This window comes from Pseudomonas palmensis (assembly GCF_049942755.1).
GTDB lineage: Bacteria > Pseudomonadota > Gammaproteobacteria > Pseudomonadales > Pseudomonadaceae > Aquipseudomonas > Aquipseudomonas palmensis.
In genome coordinates, this window is record NZ_CP187958.1 from 2,583,011 (window position 1) to 2,604,933 (window position 21,923).

The 21,923-nt window shown below is 65.0% G+C and carries 16 protein-coding genes; 14 read left to right on the forward strand and 2 right to left on the reverse strand.

Going from position 1 to position 21,923, the window contains the following annotated elements; genetic code table 11:
- Positions 1-121 precede the first annotated feature (121 nt).
- Positions 122-1,390 (forward strand): malic enzyme-like NAD(P)-binding protein, encoded by a 1,269-nt coding sequence (locus ACPRTJ_RS11895; protein WP_426428913.1) that lies wholly within the window; start codon positions 122-124, stop codon positions 1,388-1,390.
- Between the two features lie 112 nt (positions 1,391-1,502).
- Here ACPRTJ_RS11895 and ACPRTJ_RS11900 read toward each other — a convergent pair whose 3' ends face one another.
- Positions 1,503-3,935 carry a penicillin-binding protein 1A gene (locus ACPRTJ_RS11900; protein ID WP_426429107.1) on the reverse strand — a complete coding sequence of 811 codons (2,433 nt, stop codon included), beginning with the start codon at positions 3,933-3,935 and terminating at the stop codon, positions 1,503-1,505.
- 174 nt (positions 3,936-4,109) lie between these two features.
- Here ACPRTJ_RS11900 and pilM point away from each other — a divergent pair, with 174 nt between their 5' ends.
- From pilM to ACPRTJ_RS11960, 12 genes are all read left to right on the forward strand, one after another.
- Positions 4,110-4,961 carry a type IV pilus biogenesis protein PilM gene (gene pilM, locus ACPRTJ_RS11905; RefSeq protein WP_426428915.1) on the forward strand — a complete coding sequence of 284 codons (852 nt, stop codon included), beginning with the start codon at positions 4,110-4,112 and terminating at the stop codon, positions 4,959-4,961.
- Complete coding sequence (locus ACPRTJ_RS11910; protein WP_213606462.1) at positions 4,958-5,488, forward strand: PilN domain-containing protein; 531 nt, start codon at positions 4,958-4,960, stop codon at positions 5,486-5,488. Before pilM ends, ACPRTJ_RS11910 begins: the two co-directional genes overlap by 4 nt.
- The gene (locus ACPRTJ_RS11915) at positions 5,485-6,390 is read left to right on the forward strand and encodes a pilus assembly protein PilP (protein WP_078481688.1); all 906 of its coding nucleotides are present in this window, start codon (positions 5,485-5,487) and stop codon (positions 6,388-6,390) included. Before ACPRTJ_RS11910 ends, ACPRTJ_RS11915 begins: the two co-directional genes overlap by 4 nt.
- A 24-nt stretch (positions 6,391-6,414) precedes the next feature.
- On the forward strand, positions 6,415-7,686 hold the full coding sequence (locus ACPRTJ_RS11920; protein WP_426429109.1) for a type IV pilus secretin PilQ: 1,272 nt from the start codon (positions 6,415-6,417) through the stop codon (positions 7,684-7,686).
- Positions 7,687-7,690: 4 nt separating this feature from the next.
- Positions 7,691-8,209, forward strand: a complete 519-nt coding sequence (aroK, locus tag ACPRTJ_RS11925; RefSeq protein ID WP_043859939.1) for a shikimate kinase AroK — start codon at positions 7,691-7,693, stop codon at positions 8,207-8,209.
- A gap of 100 nt (positions 8,210-8,309) precedes the next feature.
- Positions 8,310-9,407, forward strand: coding sequence for a 3-dehydroquinate synthase (aroB, locus tag ACPRTJ_RS11930; protein ID WP_043859938.1), 1,098 nt, complete (start codon positions 8,310-8,312; stop codon positions 9,405-9,407).
- A 16-nt stretch (positions 9,408-9,423) separates the two neighbouring features.
- Entirely contained in the window at positions 9,424-11,019 is a 1,596-nt protein-coding gene (locus tag ACPRTJ_RS11935) for an AAA family ATPase (protein WP_054915550.1), read from the forward strand.
- A 367-nt stretch (positions 11,020-11,386) separates the two neighbouring features.
- The gene (gene gltB / locus ACPRTJ_RS11940; RefSeq protein WP_426428917.1) at positions 11,387-15,832 is read left to right on the forward strand and encodes a glutamate synthase large subunit; all 4,446 of its coding nucleotides are present in this window, start codon (positions 11,387-11,389) and stop codon (positions 15,830-15,832) included.
- A 33-nt stretch (positions 15,833-15,865) separates the two neighbouring features.
- Positions 15,866-17,284, forward strand: coding sequence for an FAD-dependent oxidoreductase (locus ACPRTJ_RS11945; RefSeq protein ID WP_043859935.1), 1,419 nt, complete (start codon positions 15,866-15,868; stop codon positions 17,282-17,284).
- Between the two features lie 180 nt (positions 17,285-17,464).
- Complete coding sequence (hemE, locus tag ACPRTJ_RS11950) at positions 17,465-18,529, forward strand: uroporphyrinogen decarboxylase (RefSeq protein WP_043859934.1); 1,065 nt, start codon at positions 17,465-17,467, stop codon at positions 18,527-18,529.
- 147 nt (positions 18,530-18,676) lie between these two features.
- Positions 18,677-19,177: a type II secretion system F family protein gene (locus ACPRTJ_RS11955; RefSeq protein WP_258660324.1), complete on the forward strand. Its 501-nt coding sequence runs from the start codon at positions 18,677-18,679 to the stop codon at positions 19,175-19,177.
- 87 nt (positions 19,178-19,264) lie between these two features.
- Complete coding sequence (locus tag ACPRTJ_RS11960; RefSeq protein WP_043859932.1) at positions 19,265-19,612, forward strand: YgiW/YdeI family stress tolerance OB fold protein; 348 nt, start codon at positions 19,265-19,267, stop codon at positions 19,610-19,612.
- Positions 19,613-19,634: 22 nt separating this feature from the next.
- Here the strand turns inward: ACPRTJ_RS11960 and ACPRTJ_RS11965 are convergent, their stop codons facing one another.
- Entirely contained in the window at positions 19,635-20,876 is a 1,242-nt protein-coding gene (locus tag ACPRTJ_RS11965; RefSeq protein WP_426429111.1) for an MFS transporter, read from the reverse strand.
- 143 nt (positions 20,877-21,019) lie between these two features.
- Between ACPRTJ_RS11965 and ACPRTJ_RS11970 the strand changes: the two genes are divergently transcribed.
- The gene (locus ACPRTJ_RS11970; RefSeq protein ID WP_054915554.1) at positions 21,020-21,919 is read left to right on the forward strand and encodes a LysR family transcriptional regulator; all 900 of its coding nucleotides are present in this window, start codon (positions 21,020-21,022) and stop codon (positions 21,917-21,919) included.
- The last annotated feature ends 4 nt before the right edge of the window (positions 21,920-21,923 follow it).

The following is a 21,923-nucleotide window of genomic DNA, read 5'->3' on the forward strand; positions in this document are numbered from 1 at the left end:
GCTCTTGGCTTAAAGTCGTAGGCTAAAGGCCTTGACACAAGTGACCGGGCAGTCTTGTCGGCCCATTGCTCTTTGCGTATCCTCGGCGGTCCGTCAGAACAGTAAAAGCGGAATGCCCATCATGTCAGATTTGAAAACTGCCGCTCTCGAATACCATGCTCAGCCTCGTCCGGGGAAACTGAGCGTAGAGCTCACCAAACCGACCGCGACTGCTCGCGACCTGGCGCTGGCCTACAGCCCGGGTGTTGCCGAGCCAGTACGTGAAATCGCCCGTGACCCGGAGCTGGCCTACCAGTACACCGGCAAGGGCAACCTGGTAGCAGTCATTTCCGACGGCACCGCCATCCTCGGCCTGGGCAACCTGGGCCCACTGGCGTCCAAGCCGGTGATGGAAGGCAAGGGTGTTCTGTTCAAGCGTTTCGCCGGTATCGACGTGTTCGACATCGAAGTCGATGCCGAAAGCCCGCAGGCCTTCATCGACACCGTCAAGCGCATCTCGATCACCTTCGGCGGCATCAACCTGGAAGACATCAAGGCACCCGAGTGCTTCGAGATCGAGCGCGCGCTGATCGAGCAGTGCGACATCCCGGTGTTTCACGATGACCAGCACGGCACCGCGATCGTGACCGCGGCCGGCATGATCAACGCCCTGGAAATCGCGGGCAAGACCCTCGCCGATGCCAAGATCGTCTGCCTGGGCGCCGGTGCTGCGGCCATCTCCTGCATGAAGCTGCTGGTGAGCATGGGCGCGAAGATCGAAAACATCTTCATGGTCGACCGTACCGGCGTGATCCACGCTGGCCGTGACGACCTGAACCAGTACAAGGCGGTGTTCGCCCACGCTACCGACAAGCGCAGCCTGGCCGATGCCCTGGAAGGCGCTGACGTGTTCGTCGGCCTGTCCGGTCCGAACCTGCTGAGCCCTGAAGGCCTCAAGTCGATGGCACCGAACCCGATCGTGTTCGCCTGCTCGAACCCGGACCCGGAAATTTCGCCGGAGCTGGCCCACGCCACCCGCAGCGACGTGATCATGGCCACCGGTCGTTCCGACTACCCGAACCAGGTCAACAACGTGCTGGGCTTCCCGTTCATCTTCCGTGGTGCCCTGGACGTTCGCGCCAAGCGCATCAACGAAGAGATGAAGATCGCTGCCGCCAACGCCCTGAAGGACCTGGCCAAGCTGCCGGTGCCCAAGGAAGTCTGCGCTGCCTACGGCGTCGACGCGCTGGAATTCGGTCGTGAGTACATCATTCCGAAGCCGATGGACGCACGCCTGATCACCGTGGTTTCCGATGCCGTGGCCAAGGCTGCGATCGAAAGCGGTGTGGCGACCCTGCAGTATCCGAAGAACTACCCGCTCAAAAGCGTGGATGACGTGTTCAACGGCTGAGCCGTTGTAGCGTTGTAGCAAAAAGCCCCGGCTCGCGAGAGTCGGGGCTTTTTGTTTGGGGCTGGTAATTGTGCTGGCCAATGGGCTGCAGGGCAGCCCCCGGGTTACCCCATCAGAACAGATCGATCGGCGCCGACTCGTCCGCCGGCAGCGGGCTGCCTGGCGCGCTGCCACCCAGCTCGTTGACCGACGGCGGGGTGTCTTCGGCCTTGAACAGCTCGAAGTACGCATCAGGCGTGCTCGGCGTGGCCGCACGGCCGCTCACCGGGTCCACCCGCAGGCTGAGGATGCCTTCAGGCTGCGGCAGCGTGTGCATCGGCTTGTCCTTGAGCGCGGCGCCCATGAAGCTCATCCAGATCGGCAGCGCCACGGTACCGCCATACTCGCGACGGCCCAGGGTCTCGGGCTGGTCGAAGCCGCTCCATACGGTGGTCACGTAGTCGGCGTTGTAGCCGGAGAACCACGCATCCTTGGACTCGTTGGTGGTACCGGTCTTGCCCGCCAGGTCGGTGCGCCCCAGCGCCAGGGCACGTCGTCCGGTGCCACGCTTGATCACGTCCTGCAGCATGCTGGTGAGGATGTAGCTGGTACGCCCGTCGATGATCTGCTCGGCCACCGCCGGCACCTGCGGCGCCACCGCACTCACGTCGGCGCCCAGTGCCGCATCGGTGACGATCGGCGTTTCGGCGGCGCCAATCCCGGCCTCGTCCTGATGCCCCCGAGGCACGCTGGGCGGGTTGGCGGTGAACAGCGTCTCGCCATTGCGGCTTTCGATGCGGTCGATCAGGTACGGGGTGATCTTGTAGCCGCCGTTGGCAAACGCGCTCCAGCCGGTGGCGATCTCCATCGGCGTGAGGGTCGCGGTGCCCAGCGCCAGCGACAGGTTGCGCGGCAGGTCCTGCTTGTTGAAGCCGAAACGGGCGATGTAGTCGATGGTCTTGTCCACGCCCATGGCCTGCAGCAGGCGGATCGATACCAGGTTGCGCGACTTGTACAGCGCCTCGCGCATGCGGATCGGGCCAAGGAAGGTGTTGGTGTCGTTCTTGGGTCGCCACACCTTGTCCAGGTACTCGTCGACGAACACGATAGGGGCGTCGTTGACCAGGCTGGCGGCGGTGTAGCCGTTGTCCAGCGCCGCGCTGTAGACGAACGGCTTGAAGCTCGAGCCCGGCTGGCGCTTGGCCTGCATGGCGCGGTTGTAGTTGCTCTGCTCGAACGAGAAGCCGCCCACCAAAGCACGGATGGCGCCGTTGTTCGGGTCCAGGGTCACCAGTGCGCTCTGGGCGCCCGGCACCTGGCTGAACTTCAGTTCGCCCTCGCCGGTGCGTTGCACGCGGATCACGTCGCCGACCTGGGCCACATCGCCCGGCTGCTGCGGGGCGCGGCCCTGGCTGTTGGTGTTGAGGAATGGGCGGGCCCATTTCATGGTGTCCCAGGCCACGCTCTCGGTCTGGCCCGACTTGGTCAGCACCTGCAGGCCGGTCTTGTCGACCTGGGTGACGATGGCCGGTTCCAGCCCGCCCAGTGGGCGCAGCTTGGTCAGTTCCTGCAGCCAGGCGGCCTGGGTCTTGCCCGGCAGGCGCGACTCGGGGCCGCGGTAGCCGTGGCGGTGGTCGTAGGCGCTGAGGCCATCGAGCACGGCGCTGTTGGCCATTTCCTGCAGGTCGCTCGGCACCGTGGTGGTCACGCGGAAACCTTCGGTGTAGGCGTCGCTGCCGTAGCGGCCGACCATCTCGGCGCGGGCCATCTCGGCGATGTACGGGGCATTCACCTCGGGCGTCGGCACGTGGTAGCTGGCGTTGATCGGTTCGGCCAGGGCAGCCTGGTAGCTGGCTTCGTCGATCTTGCCCAGCTTGTACATGCGCCCCAGGATCCAGTCGCGGCGTTCCTTGGCGCGCGTCGGGTTGGCCAGCGGGTTGAAGCGCGACGGTGCCTTGGGCAGGCCGGCGATCATCGCCATCTGCGCCAGGCTCACGTCACGGATCGACTTGCCGTAGTACACCTGCGCTGCGGCTTCGATGCCGTAGGCACGGTTGCCCAGGTAGATCTTGTTCACGTACAGCTCGAGGATCTCGTCCTTGGTCAGCTCGCGCTCGATCTGCAGGGCCAGCAGGATCTCGTTGGTCTTGCGCGAGAAGCTGCGTTCGCTGCTGAGGAAGAAGTTCTTCGCCACCTGCATGGTGATGGTGCTGCCGCCGGTCTGGATGTGCCCGGACTTGAGCAATTGTGTTGCAGCGCGCATCAGGCTGCTGGGGTCGACCCCATAGTGATTGGCGAAGTTGTCGTCTTCGGCGGACAGCAAAGCCTGGATGAAATGCGGGGGAATGTCGGCGAAACGGATGGGAGAACGCCGCATCTCGCCGAACTCGGCAATCAGCTTTCCATCGCTGCTGTATACCCGCAAAGGGATCTGCAACTGGATGCTTCTCAGGGCCTCTACCGAGGGCAGGCTGGGGCTAAGATACAGAAACGCGCCGCTCAGACCGAGCACGACGGCACAGATGACTGCGACGAAAGACCACCAGAAGAACTTCAGCAGGCGTATCAAGGCTTTGGGGTGTCCAGTTTGAAATATGGATTGAGCGCAGGGCTGATCGACGAGAAAAAACGCTGGGCATTATAAGCAATTTTCACTGTGCCGCGTGGGTTGCGCGGTGCACGGGCTGACCGGTGCCCTGTCTGGGGGCCGGTCGAAGCAGGCGGATGCCAGGGAAAGCCAATGTTTGGACGTTTCGGCAAGGATGCCGGTTCACTGCTGGGTATCGATATTTCATGTTGCGCGGTGCGATTGCTGCAGCTGCGGCAGGTGGCAGGGTCCTTCGAGGTGCGTGCGCAGGCCGTGCAGACGCTGGCGGCGGGCGTGCTGCAGGACGGCCGGGTGGCCGACCCGGCACAGTTGGCGCAGGTGCTGGGCGATGCCCTGGCCCGCAGCGGTGCCACCTTGCGCGAGGCGGCGCTGGCGATTCCGGCCACGGCCGTGCTGAGCAAGACCGTGCAGGTGCCGGCGGGGCTGGCAGAGGATGCCCTGTTTGCCCGCCTGTGCCATGAGGCCGAACCTTTCATACCCTTTGCCCTGGACGAGGCGGCCTTTGATTTCGAGTGCCGCGGCTCGGTCGCGCACGACCCGTGCTACGAGGCGGTGGGGGTGTATGCCTGTCATCAGGGCTGGCTCGATGGGCTGGAGGCGGCACTGGAGCTGGCAGGCCTGCGTGCGCGGGTGGTCGAGACCGACAGCCTGGCGTTGTTGCGCGCGGTCGGGGCGGACGATGACGCGGTCGCCGTGGTGCGGGTCGAGCCAGGGCACTGGGCGCTGCATGCACAGCACCAGGCATGGCGTGCCGACGCGGGTGCAGCGGCCGATGTGCCGCAGGCGTTGGCTGCCTGCATCGAACGCTGGTTGCAGGCCCTGGAGGGCCCGGCACCGGCGCGGCTGGTACTGACCGGGGCGGCTGCCGATTCGGCCCAGGCGCTGGAAGTGCAGCGTCGGCTGGGTATCGAAACCACGGTGTTCGATGCCGCCGAGCCCGCCCTGGCGCTGGCCTATGGGCTGGCGATGAGGCGTGCACCGTGAGGCGCGATATCAACCTGCTGCCGTGGCGGGCCTGGCAACGCCAGCGCAGTGTGCGGCAGTTGCAGGGGTTGATGCTGGTGGCTCTGCTGCTGGGGGTCGCCATCGTGGTGCTGCTGGACCGGCATGGCGCCTATCGCCTGGCGCAGCAGGGGCAGGCCAATGCGGCCCTGCGCGATGCCATCGCACGGCTTGAGGGCCCGCTGGCGGAACTGGCCGACCTGACCGCCCGGGGCGATGCGCTGCAGGAGCGCATCCAGGGGCTGGATGCCGTGCTGCGCGCCGCATCCCCAGGTGGTCAGGTGCTTGCACCGCTGGCCACGCGGGTGCCACAAGGGCTGCAACTGACTGCACTGGCGCTCGAGGGCAGCGCGCTGCGCCTGGAGGGGGTGGCACAGGGGCGGGCGTCGGTCACTCAACTGCTGCGCAATCTGGATCAGGCCCCTGGCCTGGGCGCTGTGCAGTTGCAGGAGATCAAGGCCACCGCCGCCGGCGAGGTGTTCCACCTCCGTGCGCAGGTGCAGCCATGAGCTCGGCTCTCGACTGGTACCTGATGGCAGCGTGGCCTCGGCGGTACAAGGCGCTGTTGCTGGCGGCTTGCCTGCTGCTGGCGCTCGGTAGCGGTTATGGGCTGCACCTGCGCGGGGCGAACGCTTCGCTTGAGCGGGCGCTGGCGCGTGGAGCCGAGTTGCAGCAGGCCTGGCAGGCGCAGGCAGAGCAGGTCGCCCGGCTGGACGAGCAGCAGGCCCGCTTGCTCGGCCTGGAGCAACGCCTGCGGGAGGCCCAGGCCCGGCTGCTGCCAGCGGGCGGCATGCCCGGCCTGCTGCAGGCTGTCGCCCGGGCCGGGCGGGGCCTGGTGTTCGAGCAGGTGAAAGTGTTGCCGGCGCAGCCGCAGGCCCTGCATGCCGAAATGCCGGTGCACCTGCAGGTGGTGGGCGACTTCGCCGCGCTGGCCGGTTTTGTCGACGCCCTGGCCACGCTGCCTGAGCGCGTGACCCTGCATGACCTTCACCTGGCGCCGCTGGCGGGGCGTGGGCAACTGCGTCTGCAGATGCACCTCAAGGCCTATGCGTCCGGCCTGCCGGTCGACCCCGTGGCGCAGCCGGCGCCGGTGCTGGCGGAGGCGCGCGATCCCTTTGCCGCGCCGCCGCCCGCAGCGCTCGAATTTGCGCTGGAACACGTGCCGCTGGAACAGATGGAACTGGTCGGGCACCTGGCCGACCGTCGCGGCGGGGTCGCGTTGATCCGTGTTGCGGGGGCGCTGTACCCGTTGCGCGAAGGTGACCGGCTGGGGCCGGACAAGGGGCGGGTGGTGCGCATCGATGCGCAGCAGGTCGAGCTCGAGGAGCAGGTATGGGTCGAGGGCGCCGGCTGGGTGGAGCGCTCGCAGGTGATCGAAGCCAATGGGGTGGCTCGACACGTCGTCAACTGACCAGGGAGGTCGTGGATGAACAGGATGTTCAGCCTGTGTGCGGTACTGATGGTGGCGCTGCCGGTAGCAGGTGCAGGCCTTGGGGCCGAGGGGGCAGGGTATGGCGGCGAGCCGCTGTCGTTGAGTTTCCAGGATGTCGAGGTGCGTTCGGTGCTCAAGGTGCTGGCCGACTTCACCGGGGTCAACCTGGTGGCCAGTGATGCAGTACAGGGCAAGGTGACCCTGCGTCTGCACGAGGTGCCCTGGGAACAGGCACTGGACCTGGTGCTGCGCAGCAAGGGCCTGGGTCGGCGTCAGGAGGGCAACGTGCTGCTGGTGGCGCCTTTGGCCGAACTGGCCGGGCACGATACCCAGGCCCGTGCGGCGCAGGCCTCGCCAACGCTGGTGCGCGAACTGCTCACGGTCAGCCATGCGCGGGCCGGGGACATCGTGCAGCTGTTCCAGGCCATGGTCGAGGACGACGACCCCGGCGCTATCACGGTCGACGAGCGCACCAACACCATCATTGCCAGCCAGCCGTCGGCACGCCTGGCCGACCTGCGGCGGCTGCTCGCGCAGCTCGATGTACCGGTTCGCCAGGTGATGATCGAGGCGCGCATCGTCGAGGCCAATGTCGATTACGAAAAAAGCCTGGGGGTGCGCTGGGGCGGGGCGGTGCAACTGGGCGGCGGCCTGCGCGCAGGCGGGTTGGCCGCCGACGGGCTGCCCTTCGTCGACCTGGGGGTGGAACGGGCCACCTCGGGTATCGGCCTGGGGTTGGTGCGCGACAGTGTGCTGCTCGACCTGGAGCTCAGCGCGATGGAAAAGACCGGCAATGGCGAAATCATCTCCCAGCCCAAGGTGGTCACCGCCGACAAGGAAACCGCGCGCATCCTAAAGGGTACCGAGGTGCCGTATCAGGAGTCGGGCGCCAACGGCACCACGTCCACCACCTTTCGCGAGGCCTCGCTGTCGCTGGAGGTGACCCCGCAGATTACGGCCGACAACCGGGTGATCATGACGGTCAAGGTCACCAAGGACGAGCCGGACTACCTCAATGCCCTCAACAGCGTGCCGCCGATCCGCAAGAACGAGGTGAATGCCAAGGTTCAGGTGGGGGATGGCGAGACCATCGTGATCGGCGGGGTGTATGCCACCGTGCAAAGTAATGTTGTCGACAAGGTGCCATTTTTCGGCGATGTGCCGTATGTTGGGCGGCTGTTTCGTCGCGCTGTCATCCAAGAGAAAAAATCCGAGCTGCTGGTCTTCCTGACTCCGCGTATCATGAGTGACCGGGCGATTGCTGTGAGTCGTTGATTCTGTGCGAAATTTGATACTTGTAGGGCCGATGGGTGCCGGTAAGAGCACCATCGGTCGCTTGCTGGCCAAAGAGCTGCGCCTGCCGTTCAAGGATTCCGACAAGGAAATTGAGCTGCGCACGGGCGCCAACATCCCGTGGATCTTCGACAAGGAAGGCGAGCCCGGCTTTCGTGATCGCGAGCAGGCGATGATCGCCGAGCTGTGCGAGGCCGACGGCGTGGTGCTGGCCACCGGCGGCGGCGCGGTGATGCGCGATGCCAACCGTGCGGCGCTGCATGCCGGGGGGCGCGTGATCTACCTGCACGCCTCGGTGGAGCAGCAGGTGGGGCGTACCGCCCGCGACCGCAACCGGCCGCTGCTGCGCACGGCCAACCCGGAGGCCACGCTGCGTGCCTTGCTCGAGTTGCGCGACCCGCTTTATCGGGAAATCGCCGACCTGGTGGTGGAAACCGACGAGCGGCCGCCGCGCATGGTAGTTCTGGATATTCTGGAGCGCTTGCAGAAGTTGCCGCCCCGTTAAGGCTTGACTATCCTCGGCGGCCAGTCATGCCCTGGCAGGGCACTTCGTTATTGCGCGGGTCGGGTCTTCGATGCCGCGCCTTTGTTCTTTGTGGGGACACATGCAGACACTTAAGGTCGAACTGGGCGAACGCAGCTACCCGATCTACATCGGCGAAGGCCTGCTGGATCAGCCTGAACTGCTGGCGCCGCACATTGCCGGCAAGCAGGTCGCCATCGTATCCAACGAGACTGTCGCGCCCCTTTACCTGCAACGCCTCACTCACAGCCTGGGGGCCTATTCGGTACTGCCGGTGGTGCTGCCCGACGGCGAGGCCTTCAAGAACTGGGAAACCCTGCAACTGATCTTCGACGCCCTGCTGACGGCGCGCCACGACCGTCGCACCACCGTGATCGCCCTGGGCGGCGGGGTGATCGGCGACATGGCCGGCTTTGCCGCCGCCTGCTACCAGCGCGGCGTGGACTTCATCCAGGTGCCCACCACGCTGCTGTCCCAGGTGGACTCGTCGGTGGGCGGCAAGACCGGCATCAACCACCCGCTGGGCAAGAACATGGTCGGTGCCTTCTATCAGCCCAACGCGGTGCTGATCGATACCGCCAGCCTCAAGAGCCTGCCGCCGCGCGAGCTGTCGGCGGGCCTGGCCGAGGTGATCAAGTACGGTCTGATCTGCGACGAGCCGTTTCTGGGCTGGCTCGAAGACAATGTCGATGCGCTGCGTGCGCTCGACCAGGCTGCACTGACCCGCGCCATCCAGCGCTCCTGCGAGGCCAAGGCGGCCGTGGTGGGGGCTGACGAGCGCGAGTCGGGCGTGCGTGCCACGCTCAATCTCGGTCACACCTTTGGCCACGCCATCGAAACCCACATGGGCTATGGTGTGTGGCTGCACGGTGAAGCCGTGGCGGCTGGCACGGTAATGGCCCTGGAAATGTCCATGCGCCTGGGCTGGATCAGCCAGGCGCAGCGCGACCGCGGCATTCGCCTGTTCCAGCGCGCCGGCCTGCCGGTGGTGCCTCCGGCCGAAATGACCCCGGCCCACTTCATGGAACACATGGCGGTCGATAAAAAGGTGCTCGACGGTCGTCTGCGCCTGGTCCTGCTGCGCCATATGGGCGAAGCCGTGGTGACCGACGACTATCCGCAAGAGATTCTTCAGGCCACGCTGGCGGCGGATTACCGCGCAATCGTGGCCCAGCTTTGAGGTTGACGAGAGTTCGATGACTAGTTTGCATGCCGACGAGGCCTTTCTCGGCCATTACCAGTTGAACCATGACCCCTTCGCTGCGCGGGTGCCTGGCTTCAAGTTCTTCCCTGCCCAGCGCAAGCCGGTGCTGGGCCAGTTGCATCACCTGGCCCGCTACAGCCAGCTGCTGCTGGTGGTCACAGGCCCTCTGGGCAGCGGCAAGACCCTGCTGCGCCAGGCCCTTGTGGCCAGCACCAACAAGCAGTCGGTGCTCAGCGTGGTGGTTTCGGCGCGTGGCGCCGGCGATGCAGCCGGCCTGCTGGCCCAGGTAGCGCAGTCGCTGAATGTGGCCAAGGCGCAAGTCACCGAGATCCTCGCCCAGATCGTGCAGCTGGCGCTGACCGGTCAGGAAGTCTACTTGCTGGTGGACGATGCGGAACAACTTGGCGAGTCGGCACTCCAAGCCTTGCTGGAACTGGCGGCGGGCACACCGGAAGGTCGCCCGCACGTGTTCCTGTTCGGCGAGCCGTCACTGATCGCAGCCCTGGATGAACTCAATGCCGAGCAGGAGCGTTTCCACGTCATCGAGTTGCAGCCCTACACCGAGGACGAAACCCGGGAATACCTGGAGCAGCGTCTGGAAGGTGCCGGGCGCGGTATCGAGGTGTTCACCAGCGAGCAGATCGCCGAGATTCACGAAAACTCGGACGGCTGGCCTGGAGCAATCAACCAGGTGGCCCGCGATACCATGATCGAAGCCATGCTCGCCACCCGCTCGCCGGTGAAGCGACCATCAATGGGGTTCAATATGCCGAAGAAACACGTGCTGGCGTTGTCTGCCGTGGTAGTGGTTGCCGTGGCGGCAGCCGTGCTGATGCCCAAGAAGGGCGACCAGGTGCCGGCCACTGCGCCTGCCGAGCAGGCGCAACTGCCCCTGGGCCAGGGCAAGCCGGGCAATGCCCAGTCGAACAACGGTGGCCCGGCCATCGAGTTCGCCGGTTCTTCGCAGCCGATGCCGCTGCCACTGGTGGGCCAGTCCCAGCCGGTGATGCGCGGCCCGCTGGCCGAGGCGGCCGGCATGGGTGATGGCGAGGAATCCGGCCCGGCTGGCGACACTGCACTGCAGCCGCCTACCGTTACCACCACTGCACCGCCCGCCGGTGTCACTGCAGGCCCGGCGCCTACGATGGCCCAGCCGGTTGTACCGGCGCAGCAGCCTGCCGCGCCAGTGGCCAGCAAGCCGGTTGCACCTGCCGCCAAGCCCGCCCCTGCACCCGTGCAGGTGGCCACGGCCAAGCCGGCACCCAAACCTGCAGAAAAACCCGCTGCCAAGCCCGCTGCGGGCGGTAGCTGGTACAGCGGACAGGCGCCAGGCAACTACGTGGTGCAGATCCTGGGCACCAGTTCCGAGGCATCGGCCCAGGCGTTCGTCAAGGCCGAGGGTGGCGACTATCGCTACTTCAAGAAAACCCTGCAGGGCAAACCCCTGTACGTGATCACCTACGGCAACTTCTCCAGCCGCGATGCAGCCGTCGCTGCAATCAAAACCTTGCCAGCCAAGGTCCAGGCTGGTAAACCTTGGCCTCGTACCGTTGCCAGCGTCCAACAAGAACTGGCTGCGACCCGCTGATACATGGTCGGGTGGCACTACCCCCGCCACCTGCTGAGCGACTCCTGAACCCCGGTCTAGCCTGCTGCGTAACACGCGGCAGGCTTTTCTGTCCCAGACTGCCGGCCACAAGCCCCTGTTGCAGTCCAGGCTGAAACGCTTCAGACTCAAGCAATTCCGTTACCACGGATTCTTGTATAAAAACATTCAAAAATGCGACATGGATTTTCACTGATGCGTCAGTAAATTTGTGGGCTTCACTGTCGCTGTGCAACAATGGCATCCGTATTGCCCCCGCAAAGCTGACGTTCGTTCGGCGTGGATGGTAAGTGGTTGTATTAAAAAGAGATTTGCCTTGGTGAGAGGCGAACCTGGTGAGAAAGTGTCTATGAAAACAGGTCTGTACCATCCCGAAGAATTCAAGGATAACTGTGGTTTCGGCCTGATCGCCCATATGACGGGCGAACCCAGCCACCACCTTTTGCAAACGGCTATCCAGGCCCTGACCTGCATGACCCACCGTGGTGGGATCAACGCCGACGGCAAGACCGGCGACGGCTGCGGGCTGCTGATGCAGAAGCCCGATCGGTTCCTGCGGGCCGTGGCCCTGGAACAGTTCGGCAGCGAACTGCCCCGCCAGTACGCGGTCGGCATGGTGTTCTTCAACCAGGACACCGCCAAGGCCGAAGCCGCACGCGACAACATGAACCGCGAGATCCTCGCTGCCGGCCTGAGCCTGGTGGGCTGGCGCAAGGTGCCGATCGACACCAGCGTGCTCGGTCGCCTGGCGCTGGAGCGCCTGCCGCAGATCGAGCAGGTGTTCGTCGGTGGCGAAGGCCTGAGCGATCAGGAATTCGCGATCAAGCTGTTCAGTGCCCGGCGTCGCTCGTCGGTGGCCAACGCCGCCGATGTCGAACACTACATCTGCAGCTTTTCGCACAAGACCATCATCTACAAAGGCCTGATGATGCCGGCGGACCTCACCGCCTTCTATCCGGACCTGAGCGACGAGCGCCTGCAGACCGCGATCTGCGTGTTCCACCAGCGCTTCTCCACCAATACCCTGCCCAAATGGCCGCTGGCCCAGCCATTCCGCTTCCTCGCCCACAACGGCGAGATCAACACCATCACCGGCAACCGCAACTGGGCCCAGGCGCGGCGTACCAAGTTCGCCAACGACCTGATCCCGGATCTGGAAGAGCTCGGCCCGCTGGTCAACCGCGTGGGCTCCGACTCCTCGTCGATGGACAACATGCTCGAGCTGATGGTCACCGGTGGCATCGACCTGTTCCGTGGCGTGCGCATGCTGGTACCGCCGGCCTGGCAGAACGTCGAGACCATGGACCCCGACCTGCGCGCGTTCTATGAATACAACTCCATGCACATGGAAGCCTGGGACGGCCCGGCGGGCATCGTGCTCACCGAAGGCCGCCATGCCGTGTGCCTGCTCGACCGCAACGGCCTGCGCCCGGCGCGCTGGGTCACCACCAAGAACGGCTATATCACCCTGGCGTCGGAAATCGGCGTGTGGGACTACAAGCCCGAAGACGTTATCGCCAAGGGCCGCGTGGGCCCGGGGCAGATCTTCGCGGTCGACACCGAGACCGGCCAGATCCTCGACACCGATGCGATCGACAACCGCCTCAAGTCGCGCCACCCGTACAAGCGCTGGTTGCGCCAGAATGCCCTGCGCATCCAGGCCGACCTGAGCGACGACCAGGGTGTGGCCAGCTACGACGGCGACCAGCTCAAGCAGTACATGAAGATGTTCCAGGTCACCTTCGAGGAGCGTGACCAGGTGCTGCGCCCGTTGGGTGAGCAGGGTCAGGAAGCCGTGGGCTCGATGGGCGACGACACGCCGATGGCGATCCTGTCGCAACGCGTTCGTTCCACCTACGACTACTTCCGCCAGCAGTTCGCGCAGGTCACCAACCCGCCGATCGACCCGCTGCGCGAAGCCATCGTGATGTCGCTGGAGATCTGCCTGGGTGCCGAGCGCAACATCTTCCAGGAATCCCCCGAGCACGCCTCGCGGGTGATTCTCAGCTCGCCGGTGATTTCGCCGGCCAAGTGGCGCTCGCTGATGAACCTCGACCGCCCGGGCTTCGAACGCCAGGTGATCGACCTCAACTACGAGGAAAGCATCGGCCTGGAAGCGGCCGTGCGCAACATCACCGAACAGGCCGAAGAAGCCGTGCGCAGCGGCAAGACCCAGCTGGTACTGAGCGACCGTCATATCGCACCCGGCAAGCTGCCGGTGCATGCGTCGCTGGCCGTGGGCGCCGTGCACCATCGCCTGACCGAACTGGGCCTGCGCTGCGACAGCAACATCCTGGTCGAGACCGCCACCGCCCGCGATCCACACCACTACGCGGTGCTGATCGGGTTCGGCGCCTCGGCGGTGTACCCGTATCTTGCCTACGAAGTGCTGGCCGACCTGATCCGCACCGGCGAAGTGCTCGGTGACCTGGACGAAGTGTTCAAGTACTACCGCAAGGGCATCTCCAAGGGGCTGCTCAAGATCCTCTCCAAGATGGGCATCTCGACCATCGGTTCCTACCGGGGCGCGCAGCTGTTCGAAGCCGTGGGCCTGTCCGAGGAAGTGGTCAACCTCAGCTTCCGTGGCGTGGCCAGCCGCCTCAAGGGCGCGCGCTTCGTCGACATCGAGAACGAGCAGAAGCTGCTGGCCGCCGAAGCCTGGAGCCCGCGCAAGCCGATCCAGCAGGGCGGCCTGCTCAAGTTCGTGCACGGTGGTGAATACCACGCCTACAACCCGGACGTGGTCAATACCCTGCAAGCCGCCGTGCAGCAGGGCGACTATGCCAAGTTCAAGGAATACACCGCACTGGTCGACAAGCGTCCGGTGTCGATGATCCGCGACCTGCTCAAGGTGAAAACCCTGGAGCAGCCGCTGGACCTGAGCGAAGTCGAGCCACTGGAGGCCATCCTCAAGCGCTTCGACTCGGCGGGTATCTCCCTGGGCGCGCTGTCGCCTGAGGCCCACGAAGCCCTGGCCGAGGCGATGAACCGCCTGGGCGCGCGCTCCAACTCCGGCGAGGGCGGCGAAGACCCGGCCCGCTACGGCACCATCCGCAGTTCCAAGATCAAGCAGGTGGCCACCGGCCGCTTCGGCGTCACCCCCGAATACCTGGTCAACGCCGAAGTGCTGCAGATCAAGGTGGCCCAGGGCGCCAAGCCGGGCGAGGGTGGCCAGCTGCCGGGCGGCAAGGTCAACGGCCTGATCGCCAGGCTGCGCTATGCGGTGCCGGGCGTGACCCTGATCTCGCCACCGCCGCACCATGACATCTACTCGATCGAAGACCTCTCGCAGCTGATCTTCGACCTGAAGCAGGTCAACCCGCAGGCGCTGGTCTCGGTCAAGCTGGTGGCCGAAGCCGGGGTAGGCACCATCGCCGCCGGCGTGGCCAAGGCCTATGCCGACCTGATCACCATCTCCGGCTACGACGGTGGTACCGGCGCCTCGCCGCTGACCTCCATCAAGTATGCCGGTGCACCGTGGGAACTGGGCCTGGCCGAAACCCACCAGACCCTGCGCGGCAACGACCTGCGCGGCAAGGTGCGGGTACAGACCGATGGCGGCCTGAAAACCGGCCTGGACGTGGTCAAGGCCGCGATCCTCGGCGCCGAGAGCTTCGGCTTCGGCACCGCACCGATGATCGCCCTGGGCTGCAAGTACCTGCGCATCTGCCACCTGAACAACTGCGCCACCGGCGTGGCCACGCAGAACGAAAAACTGCGCAAGGACCACTACATCGGCACCGTCGACATGGTGGTCAACTTCTTCACCTACGTGGCCGAGGAAACCCGTGAATGGCTGGCCAGGCTGGGCGTGCGCAGCCTGGGCGAGCTGATCGGGCGTACCGACCTGCTGGAAATGCTCCCCGGTGAAACCGAGAAGCAGAAGCACCTGGACCTCAGCCCGTTGCTGGGCAGCCCGCACGTTCCGGCCGACAAGCCGCAGTTCTGCGAAGTGGACCGCAACCCGCCGTTCGACAAGGGCGTGCTGGCCGAGAAGATGGTGCAGATGGCCCTGCCGGCGATCCGTGACCTGGCCGGCGGCGAGTTCGAGCTGGATATCTGCAACTGCGACCGCTCCATCGGCGCGCGGATCTCCGGTGAAATTGCCCGCCTGCACGGCAACCAGGGCATGGCCAAGGCGCCGCTGACCTTCCGCTTCAAGGGCACTGCCGGGCAGAGCTTCGGGGTGTGGAACGCCGGTGGCCTGAACATGTACCTCGAAGGTGATGCCAACGACTATGTCGGCAAGGGCATGACCGGCGGCAAACTGGTGATCGTGCCGCCAGCGGGCAGCCCGTTCGAAACCCAGCACAGCGCCATCGTCGGCAACACCTGTCTGTACGGCGCCACGGGCGGCAAGCTGTTCGCCGCCGGTACCGCGGGTGAGCGCTTCGCGGTGCGCAACTCCGGTGCCCACGCCATCGTCGAGGGCACGGGCGATCACTGCTGTGAATACATGACCGGGGGCTTTGTCTGTGTATTGGGCAAGACCGGTTACAACTTCGGTTCCGGGATGACCGGTGGTTTTGCCTACGTGCTCGACCAGGACAACAGCTTCGTCGACAAGGTCAACCACGAACTGGTGGAGATCCAGCGTATCAGCGGCGAGGCGATGGAGGCCTATCGCAGCCACCTGCAGCGCGTGCTGGGTGAATACGTCGAAGAAACCAACAGCGAATGGGGTCGTGAGCTCTGGGAAAACCTGGATGACTACGTGCGTCGCTTCTGGCTGGTCAAGCCGAAGGCGGCCAGCCTGAAGAACCTGCTGTCCAGCACCCGTGCCAACCCGCAGTGATATGCGCCTGAAGAGTTTGATGAGGTTTTGAACATGGCTGAACGTCTGAGTAATGACTTCCAGTTCATCGAGGTCGGGCGCAAGGATCCGAAGAAGAAACTGTTGCGTCAACGCAAGAAAGAGTTCGTGGAAATCTACGAGCCCTTCAAACCCCAGCAGTCGGCCGAACAGGCCCACCGCTGCCTGGGCTGTGGCAACCCGTACTGCGAATGGAAGTGCCCGGTGCACAACTTCATTCCCAACTGGCTCAAGCTGGTGTCGGAGGGCAACATCCTCGCCGCCGCGGAACTGTCGCACCAGACCAACACCCTGCCCGAAGTGTGCGGCCGGGTGTGCCCGCAGGACCGCCTGTGCGAGGGTGCCTGTACCCTCAACGACGGCTTCGGCGCGGTGACCATCGGCTCGGTGGAGAAGTACATCACCGACACCGCCTTCGCCATGGGCTGGCGCCCGGACATGTCCAAGGTGGTGCCCACCGGCAAGCGCGTCGCGGTGATCGGTGCCGGCCCTGCGGGCCTGGGTTGTGCCGACGTGCTGGTGCGCGGCGGGGTAACCCCGGTGGTGTTCGACAAGAACCCCGAGATCGGCGGCCTGCTGACCTTCGGCATCCCCGAGTTCAAGCTGGAAAAGACCGTGCTCAGCAACCGCCGCGAAGTCTTCACCGGCATGGGCATCGAGTTCCGCCTGAACACCGAGGTGGGCAAGGACGTCACCATGGACCAGTTGCTCGAGGAATTCGATGCGGTGTTCATGGGCATGGGCACCTACACCTACATGAAGGGTGGCTTCCCTGGCGAAGACCTGCCGGGTGTGCACGACGCGCTGGATTTTCTGATCGCCAACGTCAACCGCAACCTGGGCTTTGAAAAGTCCCCGCAAGACTTCGTCGACATGAAGGACAAGAAGGTCGTGGTGCTGGGCGGCGGCGACACTGCGATGGACTGCAACCGTACCTCCATCCGCCAGGGCGCCAAGGCCGTGACCTGTGCCTACCGGCGTGACGAAGCGAACATGCCCGGCTCGCGCAAGGAGGTGAAGAACGCCAAGGAGGAGGGCGTGAAGTTCCTCTACAACCGCCAGCCGATCGCGATCGTGGGGGAAGACAAGGTCGAGGGCGTGAAGGTGGTCGAGACCCGTCTCGGCGAGCCGGATGCCCGTGGCCGTCGCAGCCCGGAGCCGATCCCGGGTTCCGAAGAGATCATCCCGGCGGACGCTGTGGTCATCGCCTTCGGTTTCCGCCCCAGCCCTGCGCCGTGGTTCGAGCAGTTCAGCATCCAGACCGACAGCCAGGGCCGTGTGGTGGCGCCGGAGCAGAACCGCTTCAAGCACCAGACCAGCAACCCCAAGGTGTTTGCCGGTGGCGACATGGTGCGCGGTTCGGACCTGGTGGTGACGGCTATCTTCGAGGGGCGCAATGCCGCCGAGGGGATCCTGGACTATCTGGAGGTCTGATCGGGCCTCTTCGCCAGCAAGGCTGGCTCCTGCCAAACCTGTAGGAGCCGGCCTTGCCGGCGAAGCTTTTAACTAAATCTATTGACCTACCACAGGTCGATAGACAAAAGGCACGGTTCATACCGTGCCTTTTACGTTGGTGTCTGAGAAAATGCCCCCACTTTTTTTCCGGATGCCGACATGACTGCCTTGAAGAACGATCGTTTTCTGCGCGCCCTGCTCAAGCAACCCGTAGACGTCACCCCGGTGTGGATGATGCGCCAGGCCGGCCGCTACCTGCCGGAGTACCGCGCCAGCCGCGCCAAGGCCGGTGACTTCATGAGCCTGTGCATGAACCCGCAGTTCGCCTGCGAGGTCACGATGCAGCCGCTGGACCGCTACCCGCTGGACGCCGCGATCCTGTTCTCGGACATCCTGACCATCCCTGATGCCATGGGCCAGGGCCTGTATTTCGAAACCGGCGAAGGCCCGCGCTTCAAGAAAGTCATCAGCACCCTGGCCGACATCGAGGCGCTGCCGATCCCCGACCCGCAAAAGGACCTGGGCTACGTGATGGATGCGGTCAGCACCATCCGCCGCGAGCTCAACGGCCGTGTGCCGCTGATCGGCTTCTCCGGCAGCCCGTGGACCCTGGCCACCTACATGGTCGAAGGCGGCTCGTCCAAGGACTTTCGCAAGACCAAGGCCATGCTCTACGACAACCCGCAGGCCATGCACCTGCTGCTCGACAAGCTCGCGCAGTCGGTGGTCAGCTACCTCAACGGGCAGATCCTGGCCGGCGCACAGGCCGTGCAGATCTTCGACACCTGGGGTGGCAACCTGTCGGCGGCGGCGTACCAGGAGTTCTCCCTGGCATACATGCGCAAGATCGTCAGCGGCCTGATCCGCGAGCACGAAGGGCGCAAGGTGCCGGTGATCCTGTTCACCAAGAACGGCGGCCTGTGGCTGGAGAGCATTGCTGATGCCGGCGCTGACGCGCTGGGCCTGGACTGGACCTGCGACATCGGTGAGGCGCGCCAGCGCGTGGGCAGCAAGGTGGCCCTGCAGGGCAACATGGACCCGACTGTGCTCTACGCCAAGCCCGAGGCCATCCGCGCCGAAGTCGGGCGTATCCTGGCCAGCTATGGCCACGGGACCGGCCACGTGTTCAACCTGGGCCATGGCATCACCCCGGAAGTCGATCCGGAACATGCCGGTGCCTTCATCCACGCCGTGCACGAACTGTCTGCGCAGTACCACCAGTAACGGGCAACTGCCTGGCGGGTGCCGCGTATCGCGGCCCCGCCACTGACTTTTCACGCTCCCCCGCCGATCCGTCCTACGGCCCGTCCAAGCCTCCTCCCTTACCATTCCGACCTCGATGCACAGCCGTGCCATTCAAGGAAGGAACCCGTGCCCAAGGATACCCGCGCAGTACAGCATCCCCTGCTGGCGACAACCTGCCAACGGCTTGCCGAGCACGGTGACAACCAGCAACTGACGCGTCAGGGCATCCGCCTGGCGTTGCTGTATCCGGCGATCCTGATGTGCGCCGTGCTGGCCATCTTCGCGTTCCTGCTGGGTGTCGTGATCCCTGATGTCGTGCAGATATTCGCCCATCACCAGCAGGCGTTGCCGGCCACGATCCGCGTTTCGATGGCGCTGAACGAGAGCGGGCAGCGCTTCGCGCTGCCGTTTGCCGGTGTGCTGGTCGCCGCCGGCGTGTTCGCACGGCTCGCGTTGCATGCACTGCGGCGTCGCCTGAGGTGGCACGGTTTGCTGTCGGGCGTAAGGGTTGAACGAGCCCTGGGCCTTTTTGAGCCATTGATGCTGGCGATGACGGGCGGTGTGATGCTGTTCATCGGGCTGGCCATCCTTATGCCGATTCTGAGCCTCACCGCGTTGCTGGCCTGATCGGGTTTCCCACCATCGCGCATTAAGCTTCAGTTCAGGCGTGGGGATTAACCTCAGCGCATCCCCACTTGAAACGGAATGCCCACCATGAAAACTCGTTACCTGGCTCTGCTGCTTGCCCCGCTGTTCACCACTGGCGCGATGGCCGCCGGCTACACCGGCCCTGGCGCCCAGCCGGTCACCACGGTCGCGGCAGCCAACGACGCCGCCGACGACACTCCGGTGGTACTGCAGGGCTTTGTGGTCAAGAAGCTCAACAACGACGACAAGTACGAATTCAAGGATGCCAGCGGCACCATCACCGTCGAGATCGACAACGAAGACTTGCCGGCGGTGGCCTTCAACGACAAGACCAAGGTCAAGCTGACCGGTGAGGTCGAGAAGAACCTGATGTCCCGCGAGATCGATGTCGACCTGGTCGAAATCATCAACTGAACAGCTTCGCCGGCAAGGGGTATCAGCCCTTCACATTCCCCGGCAGCGCCGGCAGCTTGCTCAGGTGCAACGCCACCAGCAGTGCGATCACCAGCAGGCTGCCGATGAACAGCCCGATGCCGTTCCACTCACCGTAATGCCAGAACACCCCGCCTGCCGTGCCCGCCACGCTCGACCCCGCGTAGTAGCTGAACAGGTACAGCGAAGAGGCCTGCCCCTTGGCCGTGAGCGCACGCCGGCCGATCCAGCTGCTGGCCACCGAATGCGCGCCAAAGAAGCCGAAGGTGAACACCAGCATGCCGACGATCACCAGCACCAGGGGCGAGAACAGCGTCAGCAGCAACCCACCGAACATCAGCAGGATGCTCATCCAGAACACCTTGCGCCGCCCCAGCTTGTCCGACAGTGCGCCGATCTGCGCCGAGCTGTAGATGCCTGCCAGGTACACCACCGACAGCAGCCCCACCAGCGCCTGACTCATGTGGTACGGCTCGGCGAGCAGCCGGTAGCCGATGTAGTTGAACAGCGTGACGAAGGCGCCCATCAGCAGAAACGCTTCCAGAAACAGCCACGGCAGCCCGGCGTCGCGAAAGTGCTGGGTGAAGCCGTTCAGCAGGCTGCGCGGGTTCATCGAGCGTGCACTGAAGTTGCGCGACTCGGGCAGGATCCTCCAGAACACTGCCGCCGCGACCAGTGCCAGGCCGCCGATCACCAGCATCGCGGTGTGCCAGCTGACGAAGTCGATCAGTACCCCGGTGATCAGGCGCCCGCTCATGCCGCCGATGGCGTTGCCGCCGATGTACAGCCCCATGGCCAGGCCGATGTGCTGCGGATGAATCTCTTCGCTCAGGTAGGTCATGGCCACCGCCGCCAGCCCGCTCAGCGACAGGCCCACCAGGGCACGCATGGCCAGCACGCCGTGCCAGCTGGGCATCAATGCGCTGGCGATGGTGCACAGCGCGGCGCAGAACAGGGCGAACACCATCACCGGCTTGCGCCCGACGCGGTCGGAAATCGGCCCGGTCACCAGCAGCCCGAACGCCAGCAGGCCGGTCGACACCGACAGCACCAGGCTGCTCTGGGCGGCATTGATGGAGAACTCGTGGGACAGCAGCGGCATCATCGGCTGCACGCAGTACAGCAGGGCGAAGGTGGCAAAACCGCCACAGAACAATGCCAGCACCGTGCGCATGAACGCAGGGGTGCCTTTCTCGATCCAGCTTTCGTTCAGGGGGGCGGCGGTGTTCGCCGGGGCAGGGGGCAGCTCATGGGCAACAGCAGTTTTCACGGGGACCTCGAAAGGGGCACGGCCTCGCAGGCAGTGAAAAAAGCATATAGCTGGCTATTGATCTTTTCCAATATATTGTTCGACCTGTTTAAGAGGTTTTGCGACCTATTGGAGTTGCCATGGAACTGCGCCACCTTCGCTACTTCATCGCCGTGGCCGAAGAGCTGCATTTTGGCCGTGCCGCACAGCAACTGGGCATCTCTCAACCGCCGCTGAGCCAGCAGATCCAGGCCCTGGAGCAGGAGCTGGGTGCACGCCTGTTCGAGCGTACCAACCGACGGGTGGCACTCAGCGAAGCCGGCCGGCTGTTTCTCGACGAGGCGCGCCAGGTGCTGGCGCAGGTCGACAAGGCCGCCGACGTGGCGCGGCGTGCCCAGCTCGGCGAGCTGGGTGAGATGAAGATCGGCTTCACCTCCTCGGCGCCGTTCAACTCCAGCATCCCCAAGGCCATCAATGCGTTTCGCCAGCGCTTCCCGGCGGTGCACCTGAACCTCAAGGAAATGAGCAGCCGCGACGTGGTGGATGCCTTGCTCGACGAGTCCATCGAGGTCGGCCTGATGCGCCCGATGAGCGTGCCTGATGGCGTGGTGATCACCGAACTGTTCCGCGAGCCGCTGGTGGCGGTGCTCAATGCCGCGCACCCGCTGGCCCAGGGCAACGAGCAGGGCCTGCCGCTGGCGGCCCTGGCCCAGGAGCCGTTCGTGTTCTTCCCGCGCAGCTACGGCAGCGGCCTGCACGCGCAGTTGCTCAGCCTGGCGCGCTCGGCCGGCTTCAGCCCGCACTTTGCCCAGGAGGCAGGCGAGGCCATGACCATCATCGGCCTGGTATCGGCGGGGCTTGGGGTGTCGGTGCTGCCGGCGTCGTTCAAGCGCATGCGCATCGACGGGGTGGTGTACCGCACCTTGCTCGACGCCGACGCGGTGACAGCGGTATGGCTGGCGCAGCGGCGTGAGGACGTGTCGGCGATGGCCCGGGCGTTCACCGAACTGTTGATCCGCCAGGCCCAGACGCAGGGCTGAAAGG